Source organism: Brevundimonas aurantiaca, assembly GCF_014199955.1.
Lineage (GTDB): Bacteria > Pseudomonadota > Alphaproteobacteria > Caulobacterales > Caulobacteraceae > Brevundimonas > Brevundimonas aurantiaca.
In genome coordinates, this window is sequence record NZ_JACHOQ010000002.1 from 468,741 (window position 1) to 486,052 (window position 17,312).

Genomic DNA, 17,312 nt, shown 5'->3' on the forward strand with positions numbered 1-17,312 from the left:
GCAACCTTACCTATCCGTAACGTGACTTACGGCGAATTCCGTCGCGCGGTTTTCGTCAAAACCTGCGCCAGATCGCCACAACCGGTCCATGAACCACGGCCGCCTCGCGCCCCGTGACAGTCTGGCGCCAGCCCGCCTGAAGGCTCCAGTCGCCAATATCCCTGACGAGGGAACCTTCGAGCGACAGCCAGCGCGCGCCGCCGTCCGCCGCGCCTGCGAAGGCTTGGCCCAGGATCAGCCATCGTGCGTCGAACCGCGCCCCGATGGTGGCGTCGATCCGGGTCTCATTGGGCAGATCGTCGCGGAGGCGACGCGCGACCTGAAGTTCGACGAAGGACTGGTCCATCCCCCATCGCCCGCCCATTTCGCCCAGGGACCGCGCCGCCGACACCCGCGCCTCCCAATCATGTTCGCCGACTCCCGGCGCCGCATAGCCCGCATTGCGCCCCTCCCCCGCCCAGGCGTAGCCGCCGTAGACGGAGACGGCGCCGCCGTCGTCTCGCCAAACCTGCCAAGAAGCGCCGATTTCCACCGGGCCGCGCCCCTGATAATCGACGAAGGCGTCTTCTCCGTCCTGCCAATCCGCCTTCAACCGAATCGCCAGGGCGTCGCCTACTCCATATTCGGCGAACAGGCCCAGGGCCGCATCACGGCGCTGGGCCGGCAGGGGAACCTCCTCACCTGAAGGATCGAAGCCCGTATCGCCCCGCTGGTTTTCATACTTGATGATCGCCTGCCCCTGGCCCTTCGGCGGGTTCCAGGCTCCCGCCTGCGCCAAGGCAGGCCAGGCGAGCGCCAGACCCGCCGCCGCTGCGGTCAGGCGTCGTAGCCGGGCGACTTGCGATCCAGCTGCCGCAGCGCCCCGGGCCAGGCCAGGGCGGCGACGAAGCCGATCCCCCGGCCCTGCGTCTTGGTCTCCGCCTGGGCCTGATCGGGCGCGATCAAGACTTGATCCGGCCCCGCCGAAAGGGCGGCGACCTGCTGGGCGCAGGCTCTTTCCAGGAAGAAGATGCCGATCCATGCCTGAGCCGCCGTTTCCCCGACCGCGAGCGTGCCATGATTTCTCAACAGCATCAGCGGCTTGTCCCCCAGATCGGCGACCAGACGTTCGCGCTCGTCATGGTTCAGGGCCAACCCCTCGTATCCATGATACGCAACCTGATGCTGTAGTAAACAGGCGTTCTGGCTGATCGGCAACAAACCGCCTTGCTGGGCCGCCACCCCGACCCCGTTCACCGTATGGAGATGGATCACGAACTTTGCGTCTTCCCGCGCCGCATGGACTGCGGAATGGATGGTGAAGCCCGCCGGATTGATGAAGTCGGCGGTCTCCTGAACGATGTTGCCGTCCAGATCGACCTTCACCAGGGATGAGGCGGTGATCTCGTCGAAATAGTAGCCGTAGGGATTGATCAGGAAATGATGCTCCGGCCCCGGAACGCGCGCCGAAATGTGGGTGAAGATCATGTCGTCCCAACCGTGGAGGGCGACCAGCCGATAGAGGGCGGCCAACTCCACCCGGGTGCGCCATTCCGCCTCCGAGACGCGGGATTTCAGACTGAGGACGGCGTCGTCGGCCATTGGGGTCTCCTATCCTAGGGCGGGCCTCTGACGGGCCTTGCCCAACCGTCCCTCCGCAGCCTGCGTCCGTCAAGTCGAGCCCGAACGACACGCGCATTAACCGCCGCACTTCAGATTTCATTAACCGCGTCTTCATGACCAGGCGTCACAGTTGCAAGCGGTACCTTCCCGCGTCGGAGCCGCCGCCTTGTCCGCTGTCGCCCAGCTCAGATCGCCGTCGCCCGCGCGCGAACCCGCTTTGGATTTGATCGACCTGGCGCGCAGCAAGGCGCCGGACGACCGTCGGCGACTGTTGCTGGGCGTGGTCGCCCTGTGCGAAGCCGCGCCGCCGAACACCGCCCTGGCGCCCGCCCTGGCGGAAATCTTCCTGACCCTGGCCGCCCAGGCCGAGCGGGATATTCGCCGCCTGCTGTCCGAACGCCTCGCCGCAGCGGATTGGGCCCCGCCGGCTCTGATCAACATGCTGGCGCTGGACGAGATCGAGATCGCGGCGCCGGTCATCGCCGCCAGCCCCCTGTTGCAGGACGCGGACCTGATCCGGATCCTGCTGGAGACCACGCTGGAGCATCAGATCGCCGTGGCGCGGCGGCCGCACCTGTCTCATGGGGTCGTAGAGGCGATCGTGGATCAGGCCGATCCCGTGACCATGACGGCCCTGGCGTCGAACCGGACCGCCGACATCAGCGATGCGGCCATGCGTCGTCTGATCGAACATTCCCGCCGTATCGCCGGTCTTCGCGCGCCCCTGACCCGTCACCCCCGCCTGAACGCAGATCTCGCCCATGATCTGTACCAATGGGTCGGACAGGCCCTGCGGCAGTCCATCGGCGAGCGGTTCAAGATCGACGACGCCCGCCTGAACGCGGCGGTGCGGGAGGCGGCGGCCAAGGCGGTGCATTCCCCCACTTGGCGGCCGTTGCAACCCGCCGGCCGCAACGCCGATCGCGAGCGGCAAGAGATGGAAAAACGTCTGGTCGACAAGCTTCAGGCGGCCGGGCAACTTCGGCCCGGCATATTGATCCGAGCCTTGCGCGAACAGCGTCTGAGCCTGTTCGAACAGGCCCTGGTGCAACTGGGAGGATTCACGCCGGCTCAGGTGCGCTCCGCCATCCACTCGTCTACTGCGGAGCCGCTTTATCTGGCCTGCACCGCAGTCGGACTGGATCGAGCGGTCTTCGCCAATGTGCTGTCGGAAGTCCGCAAACTGACCGACGGACGGCCCGGCGGGGGCGCATGGAGCGCGACGCCGATGAACAGCCGTTCGGCCGCCCGCGCCTTTCGCCAGATCATGGAGCGCACCGCGATCGTTTGACTTCGCGGTCAAGCTAGGGCTCTCGTTCGGCCGTGACCCAGATCCCGCCCGCTCCCGCCCTGGCCTTCGCCGCCAGCGACCGTCCAGAGGCCCAGGCCGCGCGTCAGGCTCTGATCGCCCGCTACGGCGCCGTGCCGCAAGAACAGGCGGACGTCATCGTCGCCTTGGGCGGCGACGGCCAGATGCTGGAGACCCTGCACGGCAATCTGCGCCGCCGGACGCCCGTCTACGGCATGAACCGGGGCTCGGTCGGCTTTCTGATGAACGACTATGACGAGGACGATCTGATCGCCCGAATCGTCGCCGCCGAACGCACGGTCATCCATCCGCTGCAGATGGACGCCTGGACCGAAGCGGGCGAGGTGCATACGGGCCTGGCCATCAATGAGGTGTCCCTGCTGCGTCAGACGCGACAGAGCGCCAAGCTGAAAATCACGGTGGACGGCAAGGTTCGGTTGGAGGAGCTGTCCTGCGACGGCTGTCTGGTGGCGACGCCGGCCGGATCGACCGCCTACAATCTATCCGCCCACGGGCCGATCATTCCGCTGGACGCGCGCATCCTGGCGCTGACGCCGATCAGCGCCTTCCGGCCCCGGCGCTGGCGCGGCGCCCTTTTGTCCCACGAGGCTCGGGTGCGCTTCGACGTGCTGGAACCGGACAAGAGGCCCGTCTCAGCCACGGCCGACAATTTCGAGGTTCGGCGCGTCGCCAGCGTCGAGGTGCGCGAGCGGCGCGACGTCGCCCTGACCATGTTGTTCGACGCCGGTCGATCCTTCGACGAACGGGTGATGACGGAACAGTTCACCAACTGACCCCCCCCTACACGGCTTCTTAAGAGCGGCCCGTTAGGGTTCGCGTAAATTTCTGGGAGCCCGTCATGAGCGATCCTTCGCACGTCATTCGTCCGCCCAACGCCCTCCGCATGAAGGTCGGCGGCGGTTTCGGCATCAACGCCGACGCCGTTGCGCGAGCCGAAGAAGCCCTGAAGGCCATGGCGGCTCAGTTCGATCAGTGGCTGAAGGACGAGATCGTCAAGCTGGACGCCGCCCAGGGCCGAATTCGCGAAGAGGGCTATACGCCCGAGACGGCCGAAAACCTCTATTTCCGCGCCCATGACCTGAAGGGTTTGGGCACCACCTATGAATATCCGCTGGTCACGCGCATCGCCGGATCGCTGTGCAAGATGCTGGACGACGCCGGCAAGCGGATGCAGGCGCCGACCACGCTTCTTGACGCCCATATCGACGCCATCCGCGCCGTGGTGCGCGACCAGATCAAGACAGACGAACATCCTGTCGGCCGCACCCTGGCCGAGACCCTGGAAGCCAAGGTCGCCGAATACCGCCCGGCCTGAACCGAGTGGGGCCTGAGCCGGGCGCCGTCGGTCAGGCGGCGCTGGCGGCCGCCGCCGACCCGCGGCTCTGGGGCTGGTCCAACCTTTCCATGAGATAGGCCAGATCCTCACGCAGCACGTTCGGTCGCTGCGTCAGGAAACGCTCCAGCATGCGCTGGCGGAACAGGTCGCTGGAGGTGTCCGCCCCCTCGGAGGACAGGGCCCGCCAGGTGTCCACCCCGGCGCGGAACGCCTGAAACAGGCGCGGCGGCAGACCGGCCCGGTCATAGATCGCCTTCAAGCCCAGGGGACCTGCGTCATGGATCATCAGCCAGGCGCGCTGATGCGGCGTATTGGCCAGTTCGGCCAGGCCATGTTCGAACATCGTCATCTGGCCGCGCGCCAGGGCCCGCAGCAGCAGGGAGGCGTTCAGCGACTTGCGAAGGTTCAACTGGGCCATGAAGGCGCCGATGTCCGCACTGGAAGCCGCCTGATCGACCAGATCGACGGTCGCCCGTTCGCGCGCATACTGGGCCAGACGGATCGCCGTCTCGGGCGCCACCGCATGCCGGGCGACCAGATGCTCTCGCACCGTCTCGCTGGCCAGGGCGATCAGCCGCTCGGTCACATGCAGCGGCAGAACCTGGCGATAGGCGACAGCGGTAACCACCTCGGGCGAGGCGGCGAACCGGTCCACGATCACGCCCAGGGCCTGTTCCGACAGATCGGCGTTGTCATTGGCCGCCAGCATTCTCACGGCCTGTTCGCAACCGACATCCGCCAGCACGCCCGCGACGTCGCGCGACACGCGCGGCCGGCCGGCGACCGCGACCTGGCGCACAGGCGAACCGGCGCGGACGATTTCAATAAGATCCTCGTCGCTGAAGACCGGAGAAGCGCTGATCACCGGCAGGGCGATGCTGTCGATATCGGCCGCGAGCCGACGCGCCACGTCGATCGGAAGCAGATCCGACGCCTTCAAGGTCACAGCCATGGCCCGCCGGACCAGTTCGGCTGCATCGTTGGCCAGGAGGCGCAGAATCTTCTGGGCGGCTTCGCGGTCCCGTTCGTCCAGATCGGCGCGATCCATGCTGCGGCACAGCTTATAGGCCGCCTCCGCCCGGTCGTCGTCCTCCGTCGCCTTGATCAGGCGCTGGATATCCGTCTCGGTCAGTCGGGCGCGATAGGCGGTCATGGATGGCTCGTTCGGGAATCGGGCGTCCCCGATACGATCATCCTGCCATGCTTAACGCCCAGTTTACCATCGGGGCGTTTCGGCAGAATTTCCGCCCGCCCAAAACCTGTTTAGGCGCCCTGGGCGTCGTCCGGCGAGAAGGCGCCGCCGAAGCCGCCGCCGGCCGATCCGTCCTGCCCCAGCAACAGGGCCAAGAGCCCCTGATCCTGCTTCAAGCGATCCAGGCGGGCCGCCAGCATCTGGTCCCGGTCGCTGAGTTCCGGCGCCACGGGCCGCTCATCGCCGACGCCCGCCGCCGGCGCCCCGGTCCCGGCCGTGCGTTGCAGATTGGCGTAGACCTCGGCCACGGTGGCCGGCCGCCCGTCCTTGTAGAAGATGCTGCGGTTGGCGCGGGCCGCTTCGGGAAACAGGGCCGCCGCGCTGCCGCCCGGGTTGCGGTCCATGGCCGTCATCAGACTGGCCGCACCCGCCGGTCCCAGAAAATGGGCCGCATAGAGGTCGCCCGCGCCGGGCTCCTTGCCGGTGCGGCCCCGCAGATAGGCGGCGTTCGACGCCGTCAGCTCCGCCGCCATGGTCGAGGCCGCATGCGGATCGAACCGCAGGTCCAGAACCACATTGCGGGCCGAACCCTCGACCCGCCAGCGCCCGTCGGCGCCGCGGTGGATCAGATCGGCGTACTGGCCGTACCCATGCTGGGCGCCGTGCTGTTTGACGGTGGCCAACCAGGTCTGTTCGATGAATTGGAAGAGACCGGCCGCCGATGAGGTCGGCGCCTTGGCCGAAGGATTGAGCGCGCTCTCGCGTCGGGCGGTCTTGACCAGGAAGTCGTAATCGACGCCCACCGCCTGGGACGCGCGCTGAATCGCCGCCTCAACGCCGCCCGAAGATGGAATCGCTCGGATGCCCATAACAGGCGGAGCCTCGTCGAACATGGTTAACCAACCCTTAATCGTTAAGACCGGCTTTAACCGTAAGGTCAAGCTTTCGACCTTCGTCGACCGCTGAAACACCGCCGCAATCCCGCCACAACCTGGGCGCTCACTTTCGGTTACGGGCGCTGCGGGGGCGGTGAACGAGGGAGTGTCGATATGATGATCCGCGCCGCCGGAGGCCCCGGCGCCGTCAACCCCATCGACTATGGGGAACGCAAGAAACCGATGCCGCGCTGGATGCCGGCCGCCATCGGGGTTTCGATCCTGGTCCATGTCGGCATAGGCGTGGCGCTCTACACCCAGCGGTTCGAATTGAAGCCGGAGCCGGTGATCGACGAACTGCCGCATGTGACCGTCAGCCTGGCTCCGCCGGAGCGCAAGCCTGAGCCAGAACCGGTCCAGAAGGTCGCAGCGCCGCCGACGCCCCTCCACCCGCCCCGCAACCCTGCGCCGGCCGATGTCGAGACCGTGGCCTTGACCCCGCCCGAGCCGTCGGCGGTCACGGCTTCACCGGGCCTGCCTGTCATCAGCACGGCGCCCAGCGGGGTCGAGGGCGGAACCGCGACGGTCGAAACCCCCGTCCGCGCCGTCTCCGTCATCAACAACCCCAGCTGGGCCAGCCGCCCCTCGTCCGCCCAGATGGCGCGGGCCTATCCCAGCCGGGCCGCCGAAGACGGCGTTTCGGGCGCGGCCACCCTGTCCTGCCTGGTTCGCATCGACGGCGGCCTGACCGCCTGCCGCGTCGCCGGCGAGACTCCGAACGGCCAAGGCTTCGGTCGGGCGGCTCTCAGCCTGACGCGCGCCTTCCGGATGAACCCTCGCACGGTCGACGGCCGTCCGGTGGATGGGGCGACGGTGAACTTCACCGTCCGCTTCGCAATGGAGGACTAGGTTTCGGCCTGAAATCGCCGAGGATCGAGGGCGTGGGCGTAGGCTTGCGGCGTTCGCCCCTCGATCGCATCGGCGACGACGGCCCCCACCATCGGCCCCAGCAGCCAGCCGTTTCGGCGGGGGGCCAGGGCCAAAAACAGGGCCCTGCCGTCCGGCGCAGGGCCCGCCATCGGCAGGCCGTCTGCCGAAGCGCCTCGCACCCCGACACGCCAGTCGATGTCCAGCGGCGCAGGCGTCCGATCCAGAACGCGCCAGGCGGCCTGGCTCAGCCTTTCGCCCACGGTCCAGTCCGGCGCGGCGTCGCGACGCCCCGGCTCCATCGTCGCGCCGATCACCGTTCCGCCGGCCATCGGCGCCACATAGGCGCCGGGACCGCGCACCACATGATCCGCCAGAGTCTCGCCGGTCACGCCGATCTGGCCGCGAATGGGCTGAACGCCGTCGACCAGCCGCCGCGTCGCCTCCGGGGCCCCCTCTATCGCCGCCTCGACCCCCGTCGCCAGCACGACCGCGGCGGCGGACAGGCTGCGTCGGCCCAGTTCGATCGACCAGCCGTCGGCCGTCTGAACCAGGGCCGAGACGCGGTCCTGCACCACAGCGCCGCCTTCAGCCTGCGCCACCGCCTGGGCCAGGGCGCCCAAGGCCTGGCCGGGGTCGATCTGATAATCCTCCTCCGTGATCAGCCGGTCGCCGGTCCGACGCGCCTCAAAACCCAGGGCTTCGAATCGCGCCGCCAGGCCGGCGACGTCCCCGCCGCGCCATTCAGCCGGTCGGCGCGCCAAGGCGACGCCAGCCGCCTTGGCGAAGTCGGGCCACAGGTCGCGTCCGGCGCGGAACAGGGCCGCCGTCTCGGGCGTAACGTCGTCCAGGACAGATTCCATCGCCGGCGCCACCATGCCGGCCGCCACGCTCGACGCATTCGCACCACCCGGGTCGATGACCGTCACCGCATGCCCCCGCCGGGTCAGGCTGAAGGCGGTGCTCAGGCCCAGCACGCCGGCGCCCACGATCACTATGGCAGGGGATGACATCACGCGCCCCAGATCGGCCCAGGCCGCTCAGAATGCAAGCCGCCGCCCTTGGACCTTTGGTCCTAGCCGTGCGCCGGCGCCCGCCGAACCATTGCCTAATCTTAATGGACAACAGCCGCACGACGCCTTGTGGGAACGCCGTTCTCGCGCCAAGCTCATCCTATGCAAACCGTCATCGAGATCCGCGGCCTGACCAAGACCTATGGGACGGTGAAGGCCTTGGACGGCCTGACCCTGTCGATCCCGCGGGGCGGCGTCTACGGCATCCTCGGCCCCAACGGCGCCGGCAAGTCGACGCTGTTTCGCACCCTGCTCGGCCTGATCCGCCCGACTGCGGGCGAGGCGACGGTCATGGGCGGCCGGATCGGCGATCCGGCGGCGACGCGGCGGATGGGCTCGATGATCGAGACGCCGCGCTTCCCTCCCTTCATGACCGCGCGTCAGGTCCTGGTCTGGCTGGGCTACGCCCACGGCGGCGTCGCGTCTTCGGACATCGAGGCCTGGTTGAAGCGAATGGGCTTGGCCGAGGCGGCGGACCGGCGGGTGCGCGGCTTCTCGGTCGGCATGCTGCAACGCCTGGGCGTCGCCGCCGCCCTGATGACCAAGCCGGACCTCGTCATTCTGGACGAACCGACCAGCGGCATGGACCCGCCCGGCATCCAGGAGATGCGCGCCCTGATCCGCAGCCTGGCCGACGACGACGGCGTCACCGTCATCCTGGCCAGCCACCAGCTTCAGGAGGTCCAGCGCGTCTGCGATCGCGTCGCCATCTTCAACAAGGGCAAGGTGATCACCGAAGGCCGGGTTTCGGACCTGACGGCCTCAGGCGAACGTCTGCGCCTTTCGGCCACCCCGCTCGCCAAGGCCATGGGGGTGCTGGGCGACAAGGCGACGCTGGACGGCGACGCCCTGATCGCCGCTCTAACCCGCGCCGAGACGCCGGCGGCCATCCGCGCCTTGGTCGAGGCCGGGGTCGATATCGAAGAGGCCCGCTGGATCGGCGCCGACCTGGAAGACGTCTTCATGAGCGAAACCGGCTGGACCGGCGTGCAGGGCGCGCCCGACAAGGGGACCGATCATGCTGGTTGATGCGCTGAAATCCGAGGCCTATCGCGTCTCGCGGAACCGGACGACGCTCTTCTTCAGCATCCTGCTGACGCCGCTGCTGTTCGTCTTCGGCGGGCTGGCCTACCAGATCATGACCAAGGCCAAGGGCGACGCACTGGCTGCCAAGGCCAATCTGCCCGCGACCTTGGGCAATCAGCCCGTCAATCTGGCCGAGGCCTTCGGCTTTGCGGCCGGCAACGGCGCCAACGGCGTGTTGCTGGTCTTCATGTTGCTGGCGGCGGCGGCGGTCTACGCCGGCGACTACCGCTGGGAGACCTGGCGACTGATCAGCGCTCGCAACGGCCGACCCTGGCTGATCCTGGGCAAGATCGGGGTGATGAAAGTCTTGGCCATGATCGCCATGCTGGCCATGCTGATCGCCGCCTTCATCTTCTTCGTCACACAGGCCCTGGTGGCCGGACGGCCGATGAGCTTCGACCTGTCCGACTTCGACCTGGTTCAGTTCCTTCTGACCTGGCTTCTGTCCTACATCCGGATCGTTCAATACGGCCTCATCGCCCTACTGGCGGCGGTCGTCAGCCGGTCCCTGCTGGCGACCCTGTTCGCCCCCTGGGCTCTGGGTTTCGCCCAGACCATCCTCGGGGGACCGCTGCTGCCCATTCTCGGCTGGGAGCCGAGTGACTGGGCCGCGCAATTGCTGCTGCCCGGCTTGGCCTATGACACTTTGAAAGCCGCCCTCGCTCGCGGCCCCATGCCCTTGCCCGAGGGCGTGGTCATGAAGGCGGTGGTCAGCCTGGTCCTGTGGTGCGTCGCGCCGGTCGCAGCCTCTATCGCCTGGTTCCAGCGTCAGGATCTGTCGAAGGAATAGGCGGAGGCGGGCTGAAGCCCCCCTGACAGCCGTTAGAGCCGCTTCTCCATGAAGACGTCGGCGCGGGCGTAGGGGGTCGGGCGGGGCGGCAGGTGGAAGAAGCCGAAGCTCTCGTACAGGGCGATCGCCGGCTTCAGGGCGCTGTTGGTCTCCAGATACAGCAGGGTCGCGCCCGCCGCGCGGGCCGCCGCCTCGCAGGCCTCCAGCAGACGCCGCGCCAGGCCCAGGCCGCGCGCGGCGGGCGTCACGGTCATCTTCGACACCTCGAACCCATCTGGAATACGGATCAGGGCGCAGCAGCCGACCGCGTCCCCGTCCCGCTCGGCGATGAAGATCCGGCCGCCGCCGGCGATGAAGACCCCGTGCGGATCGTCGATGGAGCGCCGGTCCTTGGCCTCGACGGCGAAGCCGCCCTCGGCCAGCCAAGCCTCATTCAGACGGGCCCAGGCGGCGGCGTGGTCAGGGCGGAAATCGACGATCGCGACAGACATGGCCGCCTCTTGCCCGATCGCCACGCAAAGCAAAAGGGCGACCGGATCGCTCCGGCCGCCCTTTCGCGGTTCAGTCTCGTCAGAGACGAAAGGCTTAAGCCTCGTCGTCGCCTTCATAGGCCAGGACCGGACCGGAGTCCTTGCCCTTGGCTTCGACGTCGCGATCGACGAACTCGATCACGGCCATCGGGGCGTTGTCGCCGTGGCGGAAGCCGGCCTTCATGATCCGGATGTAGCCGCCGTTGCGTTCGGCGTAGCGCGGGCCGATCGTTTCGAACAGCTTGCCGACCTGCGGCACGTCGCGGACCTGGCTGATGGCCTGACGACGCGCGTGCAGGTCGCCCTTCTTGGCCAGGGTGACCAGCTTCTCGACGAAGGGACGCAGTTCCTTCGCCTTGGGCAGGGTCGTGGTGATTTGCTCGTGCTTGATCAGCGAGGCGGCCATGTTGGCGAACATGGCGGTGCGGTGGCTGGTCGTGCGACCGAGTTTACGATGGGCGGCGCCGTGGCGCATCAGGGTCTCTCCTACTCCGAACCCGGTATCTCCTGGGGAGACCTAGGCTCGTAATCTTCTAACCGCCCCGACATTCTCCCCGAGAGGAGACGGGCGGAGGGTTGAACTTAGATCTGGTCGTCGAACTTCTTGGCCAGATCTTCGATGTTTTCGGGCGGCCAGTTCGGCACGTCCATGCCGAGGCTGAGCCCCATGGTCGCGAGAACTTCCTTGATCTCGTTCAGCGACTTGCGGCCGAAGTTCGGGGTGCGAAGCATTTCGCCCTCGGTCTTCTGGATCAGGTCGCCGATGTAGACGATGTTGTCGTTCTTCAGGCAGTTGGCCGAACGGACCGACAGCTCCAGCTCGTCCACCTTCTTCAGCAGGGCCGGGTTGAAGGGCAGGTCGGGCTTGCCGTCCGACTGCTCGACAGCCTTCTTGGGCTCTTCGAAGGTGATGAAGATCTGCAGCTGGTCTTGCAGGATGCGCGCGGCGTAAGCCACAGCGTCAACCGGCGTGACCGCGCCGTTGGTTTCGACTTCCAGCAGCAGCTTGTCGTAGTCCAGCGACTGGCCCTGACGGGTCGGCTCGACGCGATAGGCCACCTTCTTGACCGGCGAGTACAGGGCGTCGACGGCGATCAGGCCGATCGGCGCGTCTTCCGGACGGTTGAACTCGGCCGCCACATAGCCCTTGCCGTTCTGGACGGTCAGCTCCATGCGGATCGAGGCGCCGTCGTCCAGGGTGCAGATGACGTGATCGGGGTTCAGAACCTCGATGTCCGCCGGCACGTCGATCTGGCCGGCCGTCACCACGCCGGGCCCCGTGGCGCGCAGGGTCATGCGCTTGGGGCCTTCGGCGTGCATGCGCAGCGCCAGTTGCTTGATGTTCAGAACGATGTCGACCACGTCCTCGCGCACGCCTTCCAGCGACGAGAATTCGTGAACCACGCCGTCGATCTGAATGGCGGTCACCGCCGCGCCTTGCAGCGAGGACAGTAGAACGCGACGAAGGGCGTTGCCGAGCGTCACACCGAAGCCGCGCTCCAGAGGCTCAGCCACCAGACGCGCCTTACGCTGGGCGTCGGAACCGATCTCGATCTGCGGCTTCTCGGGACGGATCAGCTCTTGCCAGTTTCTTTCGATCATTTTGTCCCTCGAACGGGTTTCGTCGGCTCCGGCCTTGTCGACGAGGCCATGGTGGAGCCGACGGAGATGGGGGTGCTTTGGGCGGTGTCGCTTAGACGCGACGACGCTTGGGCGGACGGCAGCCGTTGTGCGGCATCGGGGTGACGTCGCGAATGGTGGTGATCGTCAGACCCACGGCCTGCAGGGCGCGCAGAGCCGACTCACGGCCGGAGCCCGGACCCGAGACGTTGACTTCCAGCGTCTTCAGGCCGTGTTCCTGGGCCTTCTTGCCGGCGTCCTCGGCCGCCATCTGGGCGGCGTACGGGGTGGACTTACGCGAGCCCTTGAAGCCCATGTGGCCGGCCGACGACCAGGAAATGGCATTCCCTTGCGCGTCGGTGATGGTCACCATGGTGTTGTTGAAGCTGGCGTTCACGTGGGCGACGCCCGAGGTGATGTTCTTGCGTTCGCGGCGCTTTACGCGACCCGGTTCCTTGGCCATCGGTCAGCTCTCTCTTACTTCTTCTTGCCGGCGATCGGCTTGGCCGGACCCTTGCGGGTGCGAGCATTGGTGTGGGTGCGCTGACCGCGGACCGGCAGGCCCTTGCGGTGACGCAGGCCGCGATAGCAGGCCAGGTCCATCAGACGCTTGATGTTCATCGAGGTTTCGCGGCGCAGGTCGCCCTCGACCGTATAGTCGCGGTCGATGGTCTCGCGGATCGACAGGACTTCGGCGTCCGTCAGCTGGTTCACCCGGCGGGCGGCTTCGATGCCGACCTTTTCGGTGATGTCCTTGGCGGCGGCCGGGCCGATGCCGTGGATGTACTGAAGCGCGATTTCAACGCGCTTGTTGGTCGGGATATTGACGCCAGCGATACGGGCCACGAAATTCTCCAGATACGCGTTATTCAGACGCAACAAACGCTCCGGTTAACAAACCAGGAGCGTGGCGCCCTTCGCGGGAAGGCGCCCTTATACAGATGATTCACCGGGCGTCAACGGCTGCGCGCAACCCTGCAGGCCAGACTTTCGGTCCACCGCCTAAACCGCCGCTCAGAACCGCCTCGAACGGCGGCGATCAGCCTCTCTGCATCAATGTTGAACGCCGCAACCGGGTTCCGGTCAAGGGGCTTAGGCCGCCACCCTGGGAAGCGGTGGATCAGCGACGCGGGGGAATGCCGAAGTCGACGCCCACCGTCACCTGCTGCCCCTCGAGGGGACGCCCGTTCTCGGTCGGCGGCTGGAAACGGAAATAGTCGGCCACAGCCAGTCCCGCCGCCCCGAAGCCCAGGCCGACAGGGGTCTCCTCCACCACGCGACAGGCTTCCAGCCGGCTGTCTAACCGGATGCGGCAAGACAGTTCGACTCGGCCGTAGCGGCTGCGGGCCTGGCGCGGGTGGTTGGCGCGGACCTGGGCCATGGACGGCCCCGTGATCAGGCGCGGCCCCGTCGAGCCGCTGCCCGGCCCGGACCCCGCGCCGACGCCGGAACCCGCGCCGGTCCCCTGGCCGCCCTGACCCAACCCGGGTTCCGGCGAGGGGGAAGGCGCGACGCCCACGACTGGGGCGGGCTGGGGCGCCGGCTTCGACGGCGACGGCAGTTCGCGCGGGCGATCTGGCTGCGGCTTGGGCGGCGTGTGAATGCGCGAGGGCGCGGCCGGCGCCCCTCCCCCCGCCTCGGGCGCAGAGGGGCGCTCCAGGATCGGCGGCGGCGTATCATAGAGCAGCACCTCGAACGGCGGGGGGCCGTCCGCCATGGGGGTCCGGGGGGGGCGGCCCTTCACCTGTCCCAGCATCAGGATCAGGGCGATTTCGGCGGCGGCGACCCCGCCGAAGACGGCGAAGGCGCGCCAGCGTCTGCGGGCGCGCCTTCTGTCAGACTGGATCTCGGTTTCAGGCATCCGTTCCCAAACGCCCGAAAACGACTTGGGTCACGCCAGGGCTTCGTCGATCGCCTTGGCGACGGACTCGATCGAGCCCATGCCGTCCGCCTCGGTCAACTTGCCCTGGGCTTCATAATAGGGAAGCAGCGGGGCGGTGTTGCGGTTGTAGGCGTCCAGACGGACCGCGAAGGTCTCCGGATTGTCATCCGGGCGGCCCTGTTCGGCGTAGCGTTTGGCGATCCGCTCCAGCAGGGCGGCGTCGTCGACCTTCAGCCGGACCACGGCGTCGATCTGGGCGCCGCGCTTGGCCAGCATGGCGTCCAGGGCTTCGGCCTGGGCTACGGTGCGGGGGAAGCCGTCGAAGATGGCGCCCCCGGCGGCCTCGGCCTCCGGCAGACGATCCTCGATCAGGGCGATGACGATTTCGTCCGTCACCAGATCGCCGCGCGCCAGCACGTCCTTGACCTTGAGGCCCAGCTCCGAGCCCGAGGCGATGGCGGCCCGAAGCATGTCGCCGGTGGAGAGCTGGATCATGCCCTTCTCTTCCACCAGCCGCTTGGCCTGGGTCCCCTTGCCCGCCGCCGGCGGTCCAAACAGGATCAAGTTCACGCGCAAGTCCTCCCCAGGCGTCTTCTAGTCAACTCAGCGACGGACGGGCGTGGGCGCGCCACGACCGCCGCGACCGCGCAGCTTGGCCTTCTTGATCAGCCCCTCGTACTGGTGCGCCAGCAGTTGGGACTGGATCTGGGCCACAGTGTCCATCGTCACCGACACCACGATCAAGATAGACGTTCCGCCGAAGTAGAGGCTGTTGCCCATCTGGGCGACCATGAACTCGGGCAGCAGGCAGACGGCGGTGATATAGGCCGCGCCGATCACCGTCAGACGGGTCAGGACATAGTCCAGATATTCGGCCGTGCGCTTGCCCGGACGGATGCCCGGCAGGAAGCCGCCGTATTTCCGCAGGTTCTCGGCCGTATCCTCCGGGTTGAAGGTGATCGAGGTGTAGAAGAAGCAGAAGAAGATGATCAGGGCGGCGTACAGGGCCATGAACAGAGGCTGGCCGTGGGTCAGTTGCGAGGTGACCAGCGGCAGCCAGCCCAGATAGGACGGCAGGTCCGCATTGGCGGTCAGGCTGGCCACTGTGGTCGGCAGCATCAGCAGGGACGAGGCGAAGATCGGCGGGATGACGCCGGCGGTGTTGACCTTCAGCGGCAGGAACGAGCGCTCGCCTCCCGCCATCCGGTTGCCTTCCTGGCGCTTCGGATACTGGATCAGCAGACGGCGCTGAGCCCGTTCCATGAAGACGATGAAGACCACGGTCGCCACGGCCAGAACGGCGATGAAGAACAGGGCGAAGGCCGACATCTGACCCTGCTGGGCCAGGCCCAGCATCCGGGCGATGGTCGAGGGCAGAACCGCCACGATGCCCGCGAAGATGATCAACGAAATGCCGTTGCCGACGCCGCGCGCCGTCACCTGCTCGCCCAGCCACATCAGGAACATGGTGCCGCCCGTCAGGGTCACGACGGTCGAGACCAGGAAGAAGATCCCCGGATTATCGACCAGACCCGGCTGGGCGTTCAGACCCGCCGCGATGCCCAGCGACTGGGCCAGGGCCAGGAAGACCGTCAGATAGCGGGTGTACTGGTTCAGCTGCTTGCGGCCGCTCTCCCCGCCTTCCTTCTTCAGCTTCTCCCAGGGCGGATACACCGTGCCCATCAGCTGCACGATGATCGACGCCGAGATATAGGGCGCGACGTTCAGCGCGAAGATGGCCATCCGCTCGACCGCGCCGCCCGAGAACATGTTGAACATGTCCAGGATGCCGCGCTGACCCGAGGGGTCCTGGAAGAACTGCAGGAAGGCCTGCGAGTTGATGCCTGGGATCGGCACATAGGTGCCGATGCGATAAACCAGCAAGGCGCCCAGCGTGAACAGCAGGCGCTTGTGCAGCTCGGTCGCTTTGGCGAACGAGCCCATGTTCATATTGGCGGCGAGTTGTTCTGCGGCCGAAGCCATTATGCGTCCCCACGACTGACTGAGTCGTCAGATAGGCGGAAAGCGGCCCTCATGCGAGGGCCGCTTCCGTTGTTTCGTCGTCGCAGGTGTATTCAGGCCACGGCCTATACGCGCCGCGACGACGCGTTGTTCAGGCCTTGGAAGCGGTGCGCTTGGCGCGGGCCGAGACCTTGTTGGCGTCGCCCTTGGGCGCCTTGGGGGCCGGAGCCTTGCCCTTGGCGGCGTTGCGCTTCTCGACGCGGGCCGCAGCCTTGGCTTCGGCTTCGATACGCTGTTCGACGACCGAACCGCCCGCGGCTTCGATGGCCTTCTTGGCGCCGGCCGTGGCCGACCAGACGACGAGGTTCAGCTTGGCCTTGATTTCACCGGTGCCCAGCAGACGGACGCCGTCCTTGACGCGGCGGATCACGCCGGCGGCGACCAGGGCTTCACCCTTGATCTCGGCAGAGGCGTCCAGCTTGCCGGCGTCGATGGCGTCTTGCAGGCGCCACAGGTTCACTTCGGCCAGCTTCAGGGCGTTCGGGTTGTTGAAGCCGCGCTTGGGCATACGCATGTACAGCGGCATCTGGCCGCCTTCGAAGCCCAGCAGGCTGACGCCGGTCCGCGACTTCTGACCCTTGACGCCGCGGCCCGAGGTCTTGCCCTTGCCGGAGCCGGGGCCGCGGCCCACGCGCATGCGCTTCTTGTGCGCGCCTTCGTTGTCGCGGATTTCGTTCAGTTTCATATGCCTGATCCTTTCGGGTGCTAGCGCCCGGACATTCGTCCGGACTCGGCTTGGAAAAAGAAAGTGGCGAGTGGCGAGTGATGAGTGGCGAGTCAAGAGAAATCGGTCGAACCGACACCCGGGCTACTCGTCACTCGCCACTCATCACTCGCCACTTCGCGTAGCGAACAGTCTTACTTCTCGACCACTTCCACCAGGTGGTGGACCTTGGCGATCATGCCGCGAACCGAAGGGGTGTCCTCCAGGGTCGCTTCGCGGCCCATGCGGTTCAGGCCCAGGCCCACCAGGGTGGCGCGCTGGTCGTTCTTGCGGCGGATCGGCGAGCCGATCTGCTTGATGGTGACGGTCTTCTTCTCGGCCAT

Annotated in this window: 21 protein-coding genes; 6 read left to right on the forward strand and 15 right to left on the reverse strand. The window is 67.2% G+C overall.

Translation table 11 applies throughout. The features are described from left to right. Window positions 1–55: 55 nt before the first annotated feature. Window positions 56–778, reverse strand: coding sequence for a hypothetical protein (locus GGQ93_RS06385; RefSeq protein WP_224764283.1), 723 nt, complete (start codon window positions 776–778; stop codon window positions 56–58). A 38-nt stretch (window positions 779–816) separates the two neighbouring features. Then, complete coding sequence (locus GGQ93_RS06390; RefSeq protein WP_183215830.1) at window positions 817–1,581, reverse strand: class II aldolase/adducin family protein; 765 nt, start codon at window positions 1,579–1,581, stop codon at window positions 817–819. A 187-nt stretch (window positions 1,582–1,768) separates the two neighbouring features. On the opposite strand from GGQ93_RS06390, the gene GGQ93_RS06395 reads away from it, so the two are divergent. The 3 genes from GGQ93_RS06395 to GGQ93_RS06405 all read left to right on the forward strand — a co-directional run bounded on the left by GGQ93_RS06395 (window position 1,769) and on the right by GGQ93_RS06405 (window position 4,247). Further along, on the forward strand, window positions 1,769–2,893 hold the full coding sequence (locus GGQ93_RS06395) for a DUF2336 domain-containing protein (RefSeq protein WP_224764282.1): 1,125 nt from the start codon (window positions 1,769–1,771) through the stop codon (window positions 2,891–2,893). Between the two features lie 32 nt (window positions 2,894–2,925). Continuing rightward, window positions 2,926–3,705: an NAD kinase gene (locus GGQ93_RS06400; RefSeq protein ID WP_054765486.1), complete on the forward strand. Its 780-nt coding sequence runs from the start codon at window positions 2,926–2,928 to the stop codon at window positions 3,703–3,705. 65 nt (window positions 3,706–3,770) lie between these two features. After that, window positions 3,771–4,247: an Hpt domain-containing protein gene (locus GGQ93_RS06405; RefSeq protein WP_183215832.1), complete on the forward strand. Its 477-nt coding sequence runs from the start codon at window positions 3,771–3,773 to the stop codon at window positions 4,245–4,247. Between the two features lie 31 nt (window positions 4,248–4,278). On the opposite strand, the gene spbR is transcribed toward GGQ93_RS06405, so the two are convergent. After that, complete coding sequence (spbR, locus tag GGQ93_RS06410) at window positions 4,279–5,421, reverse strand: SpbR family protein (RefSeq protein ID WP_152949970.1); 1,143 nt, start codon at window positions 5,419–5,421, stop codon at window positions 4,279–4,281. Between the two features lie 110 nt (window positions 5,422–5,531). After that, window positions 5,532–6,329 (reverse strand): transglycosylase SLT domain-containing protein, encoded by a 798-nt coding sequence (locus GGQ93_RS06415; protein WP_054766910.1) that lies wholly within the window; start codon window positions 6,327–6,329, stop codon window positions 5,532–5,534. A 180-nt stretch (window positions 6,330–6,509) separates the two neighbouring features. Between GGQ93_RS06415 and GGQ93_RS06420 the strand changes: the two genes are divergently transcribed. Next, on the forward strand, window positions 6,510–7,244 hold the full coding sequence (locus tag GGQ93_RS06420) for a TonB family protein (RefSeq protein WP_054765483.1): 735 nt from the start codon (window positions 6,510–6,512) through the stop codon (window positions 7,242–7,244). On the opposite strand, the gene GGQ93_RS06425 is transcribed toward GGQ93_RS06420, so the two are convergent. Beyond that, window positions 7,241–8,275: an NAD(P)/FAD-dependent oxidoreductase gene (locus GGQ93_RS06425; protein ID WP_183215834.1), complete on the reverse strand. Its 1,035-nt coding sequence runs from the start codon at window positions 8,273–8,275 to the stop codon at window positions 7,241–7,243. The two genes, GGQ93_RS06420 and GGQ93_RS06425, sit on opposite strands and share 4 nt — an antisense overlap. Window positions 8,276–8,437: 162 nt before the next feature. On the opposite strand from GGQ93_RS06425, the gene GGQ93_RS06430 reads away from it, so the two are divergent. Together GGQ93_RS06430 and GGQ93_RS06435 are read left to right on the forward strand one after the other, a co-directional pair. Next, on the forward strand, window positions 8,438–9,364 hold the full coding sequence (locus GGQ93_RS06430; RefSeq protein ID WP_183215836.1) for an ABC transporter ATP-binding protein: 927 nt from the start codon (window positions 8,438–8,440) through the stop codon (window positions 9,362–9,364). After that, window positions 9,354–10,211 (forward strand): DUF2705 family protein, encoded by an 858-nt coding sequence (locus tag GGQ93_RS06435; RefSeq protein WP_183215838.1) that lies wholly within the window; start codon window positions 9,354–9,356, stop codon window positions 10,209–10,211. Before GGQ93_RS06430 ends, GGQ93_RS06435 begins: the two co-directional genes overlap by 11 nt. Before the next feature lie 32 nt (window positions 10,212–10,243). Here GGQ93_RS06435 and GGQ93_RS06440 read toward each other — a convergent pair whose 3' ends face one another. From GGQ93_RS06440 to rpmD, 10 genes are all read right to left on the reverse strand, one after another. Continuing rightward, the gene (locus GGQ93_RS06440; protein ID WP_183215840.1) at window positions 10,244–10,702 is read right to left on the reverse strand and encodes a GNAT family N-acetyltransferase; all 459 of its coding nucleotides are present in this window, start codon (window positions 10,700–10,702) and stop codon (window positions 10,244–10,246) included. A gap of 94 nt (window positions 10,703–10,796) precedes the next feature. After that, window positions 10,797–11,216 carry a 50S ribosomal protein L17 gene (gene rplQ / locus GGQ93_RS06445; RefSeq protein WP_054765478.1) on the reverse strand — a complete coding sequence of 140 codons (420 nt, stop codon included), beginning with the start codon at window positions 11,214–11,216 and terminating at the stop codon, window positions 10,797–10,799. Window positions 11,217–11,323: 107 nt separating this feature from the next. After that, window positions 11,324–12,343: a DNA-directed RNA polymerase subunit alpha gene (locus tag GGQ93_RS06450; RefSeq protein WP_054765477.1), complete on the reverse strand. Its 1,020-nt coding sequence runs from the start codon at window positions 12,341–12,343 to the stop codon at window positions 11,324–11,326. 91 nt (window positions 12,344–12,434) lie between these two features. Further along, complete coding sequence (gene rpsK / locus GGQ93_RS06455; protein ID WP_054765476.1) at window positions 12,435–12,824, reverse strand: 30S ribosomal protein S11; 390 nt, start codon at window positions 12,822–12,824, stop codon at window positions 12,435–12,437. A gap of 14 nt (window positions 12,825–12,838) precedes the next feature. Then, on the reverse strand, window positions 12,839–13,207 hold the full coding sequence (rpsM, locus tag GGQ93_RS06460; protein ID WP_054766909.1) for a 30S ribosomal protein S13: 369 nt from the start codon (window positions 13,205–13,207) through the stop codon (window positions 12,839–12,841). A gap of 274 nt (window positions 13,208–13,481) precedes the next feature. Then, window positions 13,482–14,222, reverse strand: coding sequence for an energy transducer TonB (locus tag GGQ93_RS06465; RefSeq protein WP_183215842.1), 741 nt, complete (start codon window positions 14,220–14,222; stop codon window positions 13,482–13,484). Between the two features lie 30 nt (window positions 14,223–14,252). Further along, window positions 14,253–14,813, reverse strand: coding sequence for an adenylate kinase (locus tag GGQ93_RS06470; protein WP_054766908.1), 561 nt, complete (start codon window positions 14,811–14,813; stop codon window positions 14,253–14,255). 33 nt (window positions 14,814–14,846) lie between these two features. Next, a complete protein-coding gene (gene secY, locus GGQ93_RS06475) occupies window positions 14,847–16,226 on the reverse strand; it encodes a preprotein translocase subunit SecY (protein WP_182713952.1) in 1,380 nt (459 codons plus the stop codon). Between the two features lie 130 nt (window positions 16,227–16,356). Next, a complete protein-coding gene (gene rplO, locus GGQ93_RS06480) occupies window positions 16,357–16,950 on the reverse strand; it encodes a 50S ribosomal protein L15 (protein WP_183215847.1) in 594 nt (197 codons plus the stop codon). Between the two features lie 173 nt (window positions 16,951–17,123). Further along, complete coding sequence (rpmD, locus tag GGQ93_RS06485; protein WP_054765472.1) at window positions 17,124–17,312, reverse strand: 50S ribosomal protein L30; 189 nt, start codon at window positions 17,310–17,312, stop codon at window positions 17,124–17,126.

Coding starts and splice junctions, on each gene's coding strand:
- GGQ93_RS06450 (WP_054765477.1), bottom strand. CDS start 12,343: ATGATCGAAAGAAACTGGCAAGAGCTGATCCGTCCCGAGAAGCCGCAG.
- GGQ93_RS06430 (WP_183215836.1), top strand. CDS start 8,438: ATGCAAACCGTCATCGAGATCCGCGGCCTGACCAAGACCTATGGGACG.
- GGQ93_RS06405 (WP_183215832.1), top strand. CDS start 3,771: ATGAGCGATCCTTCGCACGTCATTCGTCCGCCCAACGCCCTCCGCATG.
- rplQ (WP_054765478.1), bottom strand. CDS start 11,216: ATGCGCCACGGCGCCGCCCATCGTAAACTCGGTCGCACGACCAGCCAC.
- secY (WP_182713952.1), bottom strand. CDS start 16,226: ATGGCTTCGGCCGCAGAACAACTCGCCGCCAATATGAACATGGGCTCG.
- GGQ93_RS06390 (WP_183215830.1), bottom strand. CDS start 1,581: ATGGCCGACGACGCCGTCCTCAGTCTGAAATCCCGCGTCTCGGAGGCG.
- spbR (WP_152949970.1), bottom strand. CDS start 5,421: ATGACCGCCTATCGCGCCCGACTGACCGAGACGGATATCCAGCGCCTG.
- rplO (WP_183215847.1), bottom strand. CDS start 16,950: ATGAAACTGAACGAAATCCGCGACAACGAAGGCGCGCACAAGAAGCGC.
- GGQ93_RS06465 (WP_183215842.1), bottom strand. CDS start 14,222: ATGCCTGAAACCGAGATCCAGTCTGACAGAAGGCGCGCCCGCAGACGC.
- GGQ93_RS06440 (WP_183215840.1), bottom strand. CDS start 10,702: ATGTCTGTCGCGATCGTCGATTTCCGCCCTGACCACGCCGCCGCCTGG.
- GGQ93_RS06415 (WP_054766910.1), bottom strand. CDS start 6,329: ATGGGCATCCGAGCGATTCCATCTTCGGGCGGCGTTGAGGCGGCGATT.
- GGQ93_RS06435 (WP_183215838.1), top strand. CDS start 9,354: ATGCTGGTTGATGCGCTGAAATCCGAGGCCTATCGCGTCTCGCGGAAC.
- GGQ93_RS06425 (WP_183215834.1), bottom strand. CDS start 8,275: ATGTCATCCCCTGCCATAGTGATCGTGGGCGCCGGCGTGCTGGGCCTG.
- rpsK (WP_054765476.1), bottom strand. CDS start 12,824: ATGGCCAAGGAACCGGGTCGCGTAAAGCGCCGCGAACGCAAGAACATC.
- rpmD (WP_054765472.1), bottom strand. CDS start 17,312: ATGGCCGAGAAGAAGACCGTCACCATCAAGCAGATCGGCTCGCCGATC.
- GGQ93_RS06420 (WP_054765483.1), top strand. CDS start 6,510: ATGATGATCCGCGCCGCCGGAGGCCCCGGCGCCGTCAACCCCATCGAC.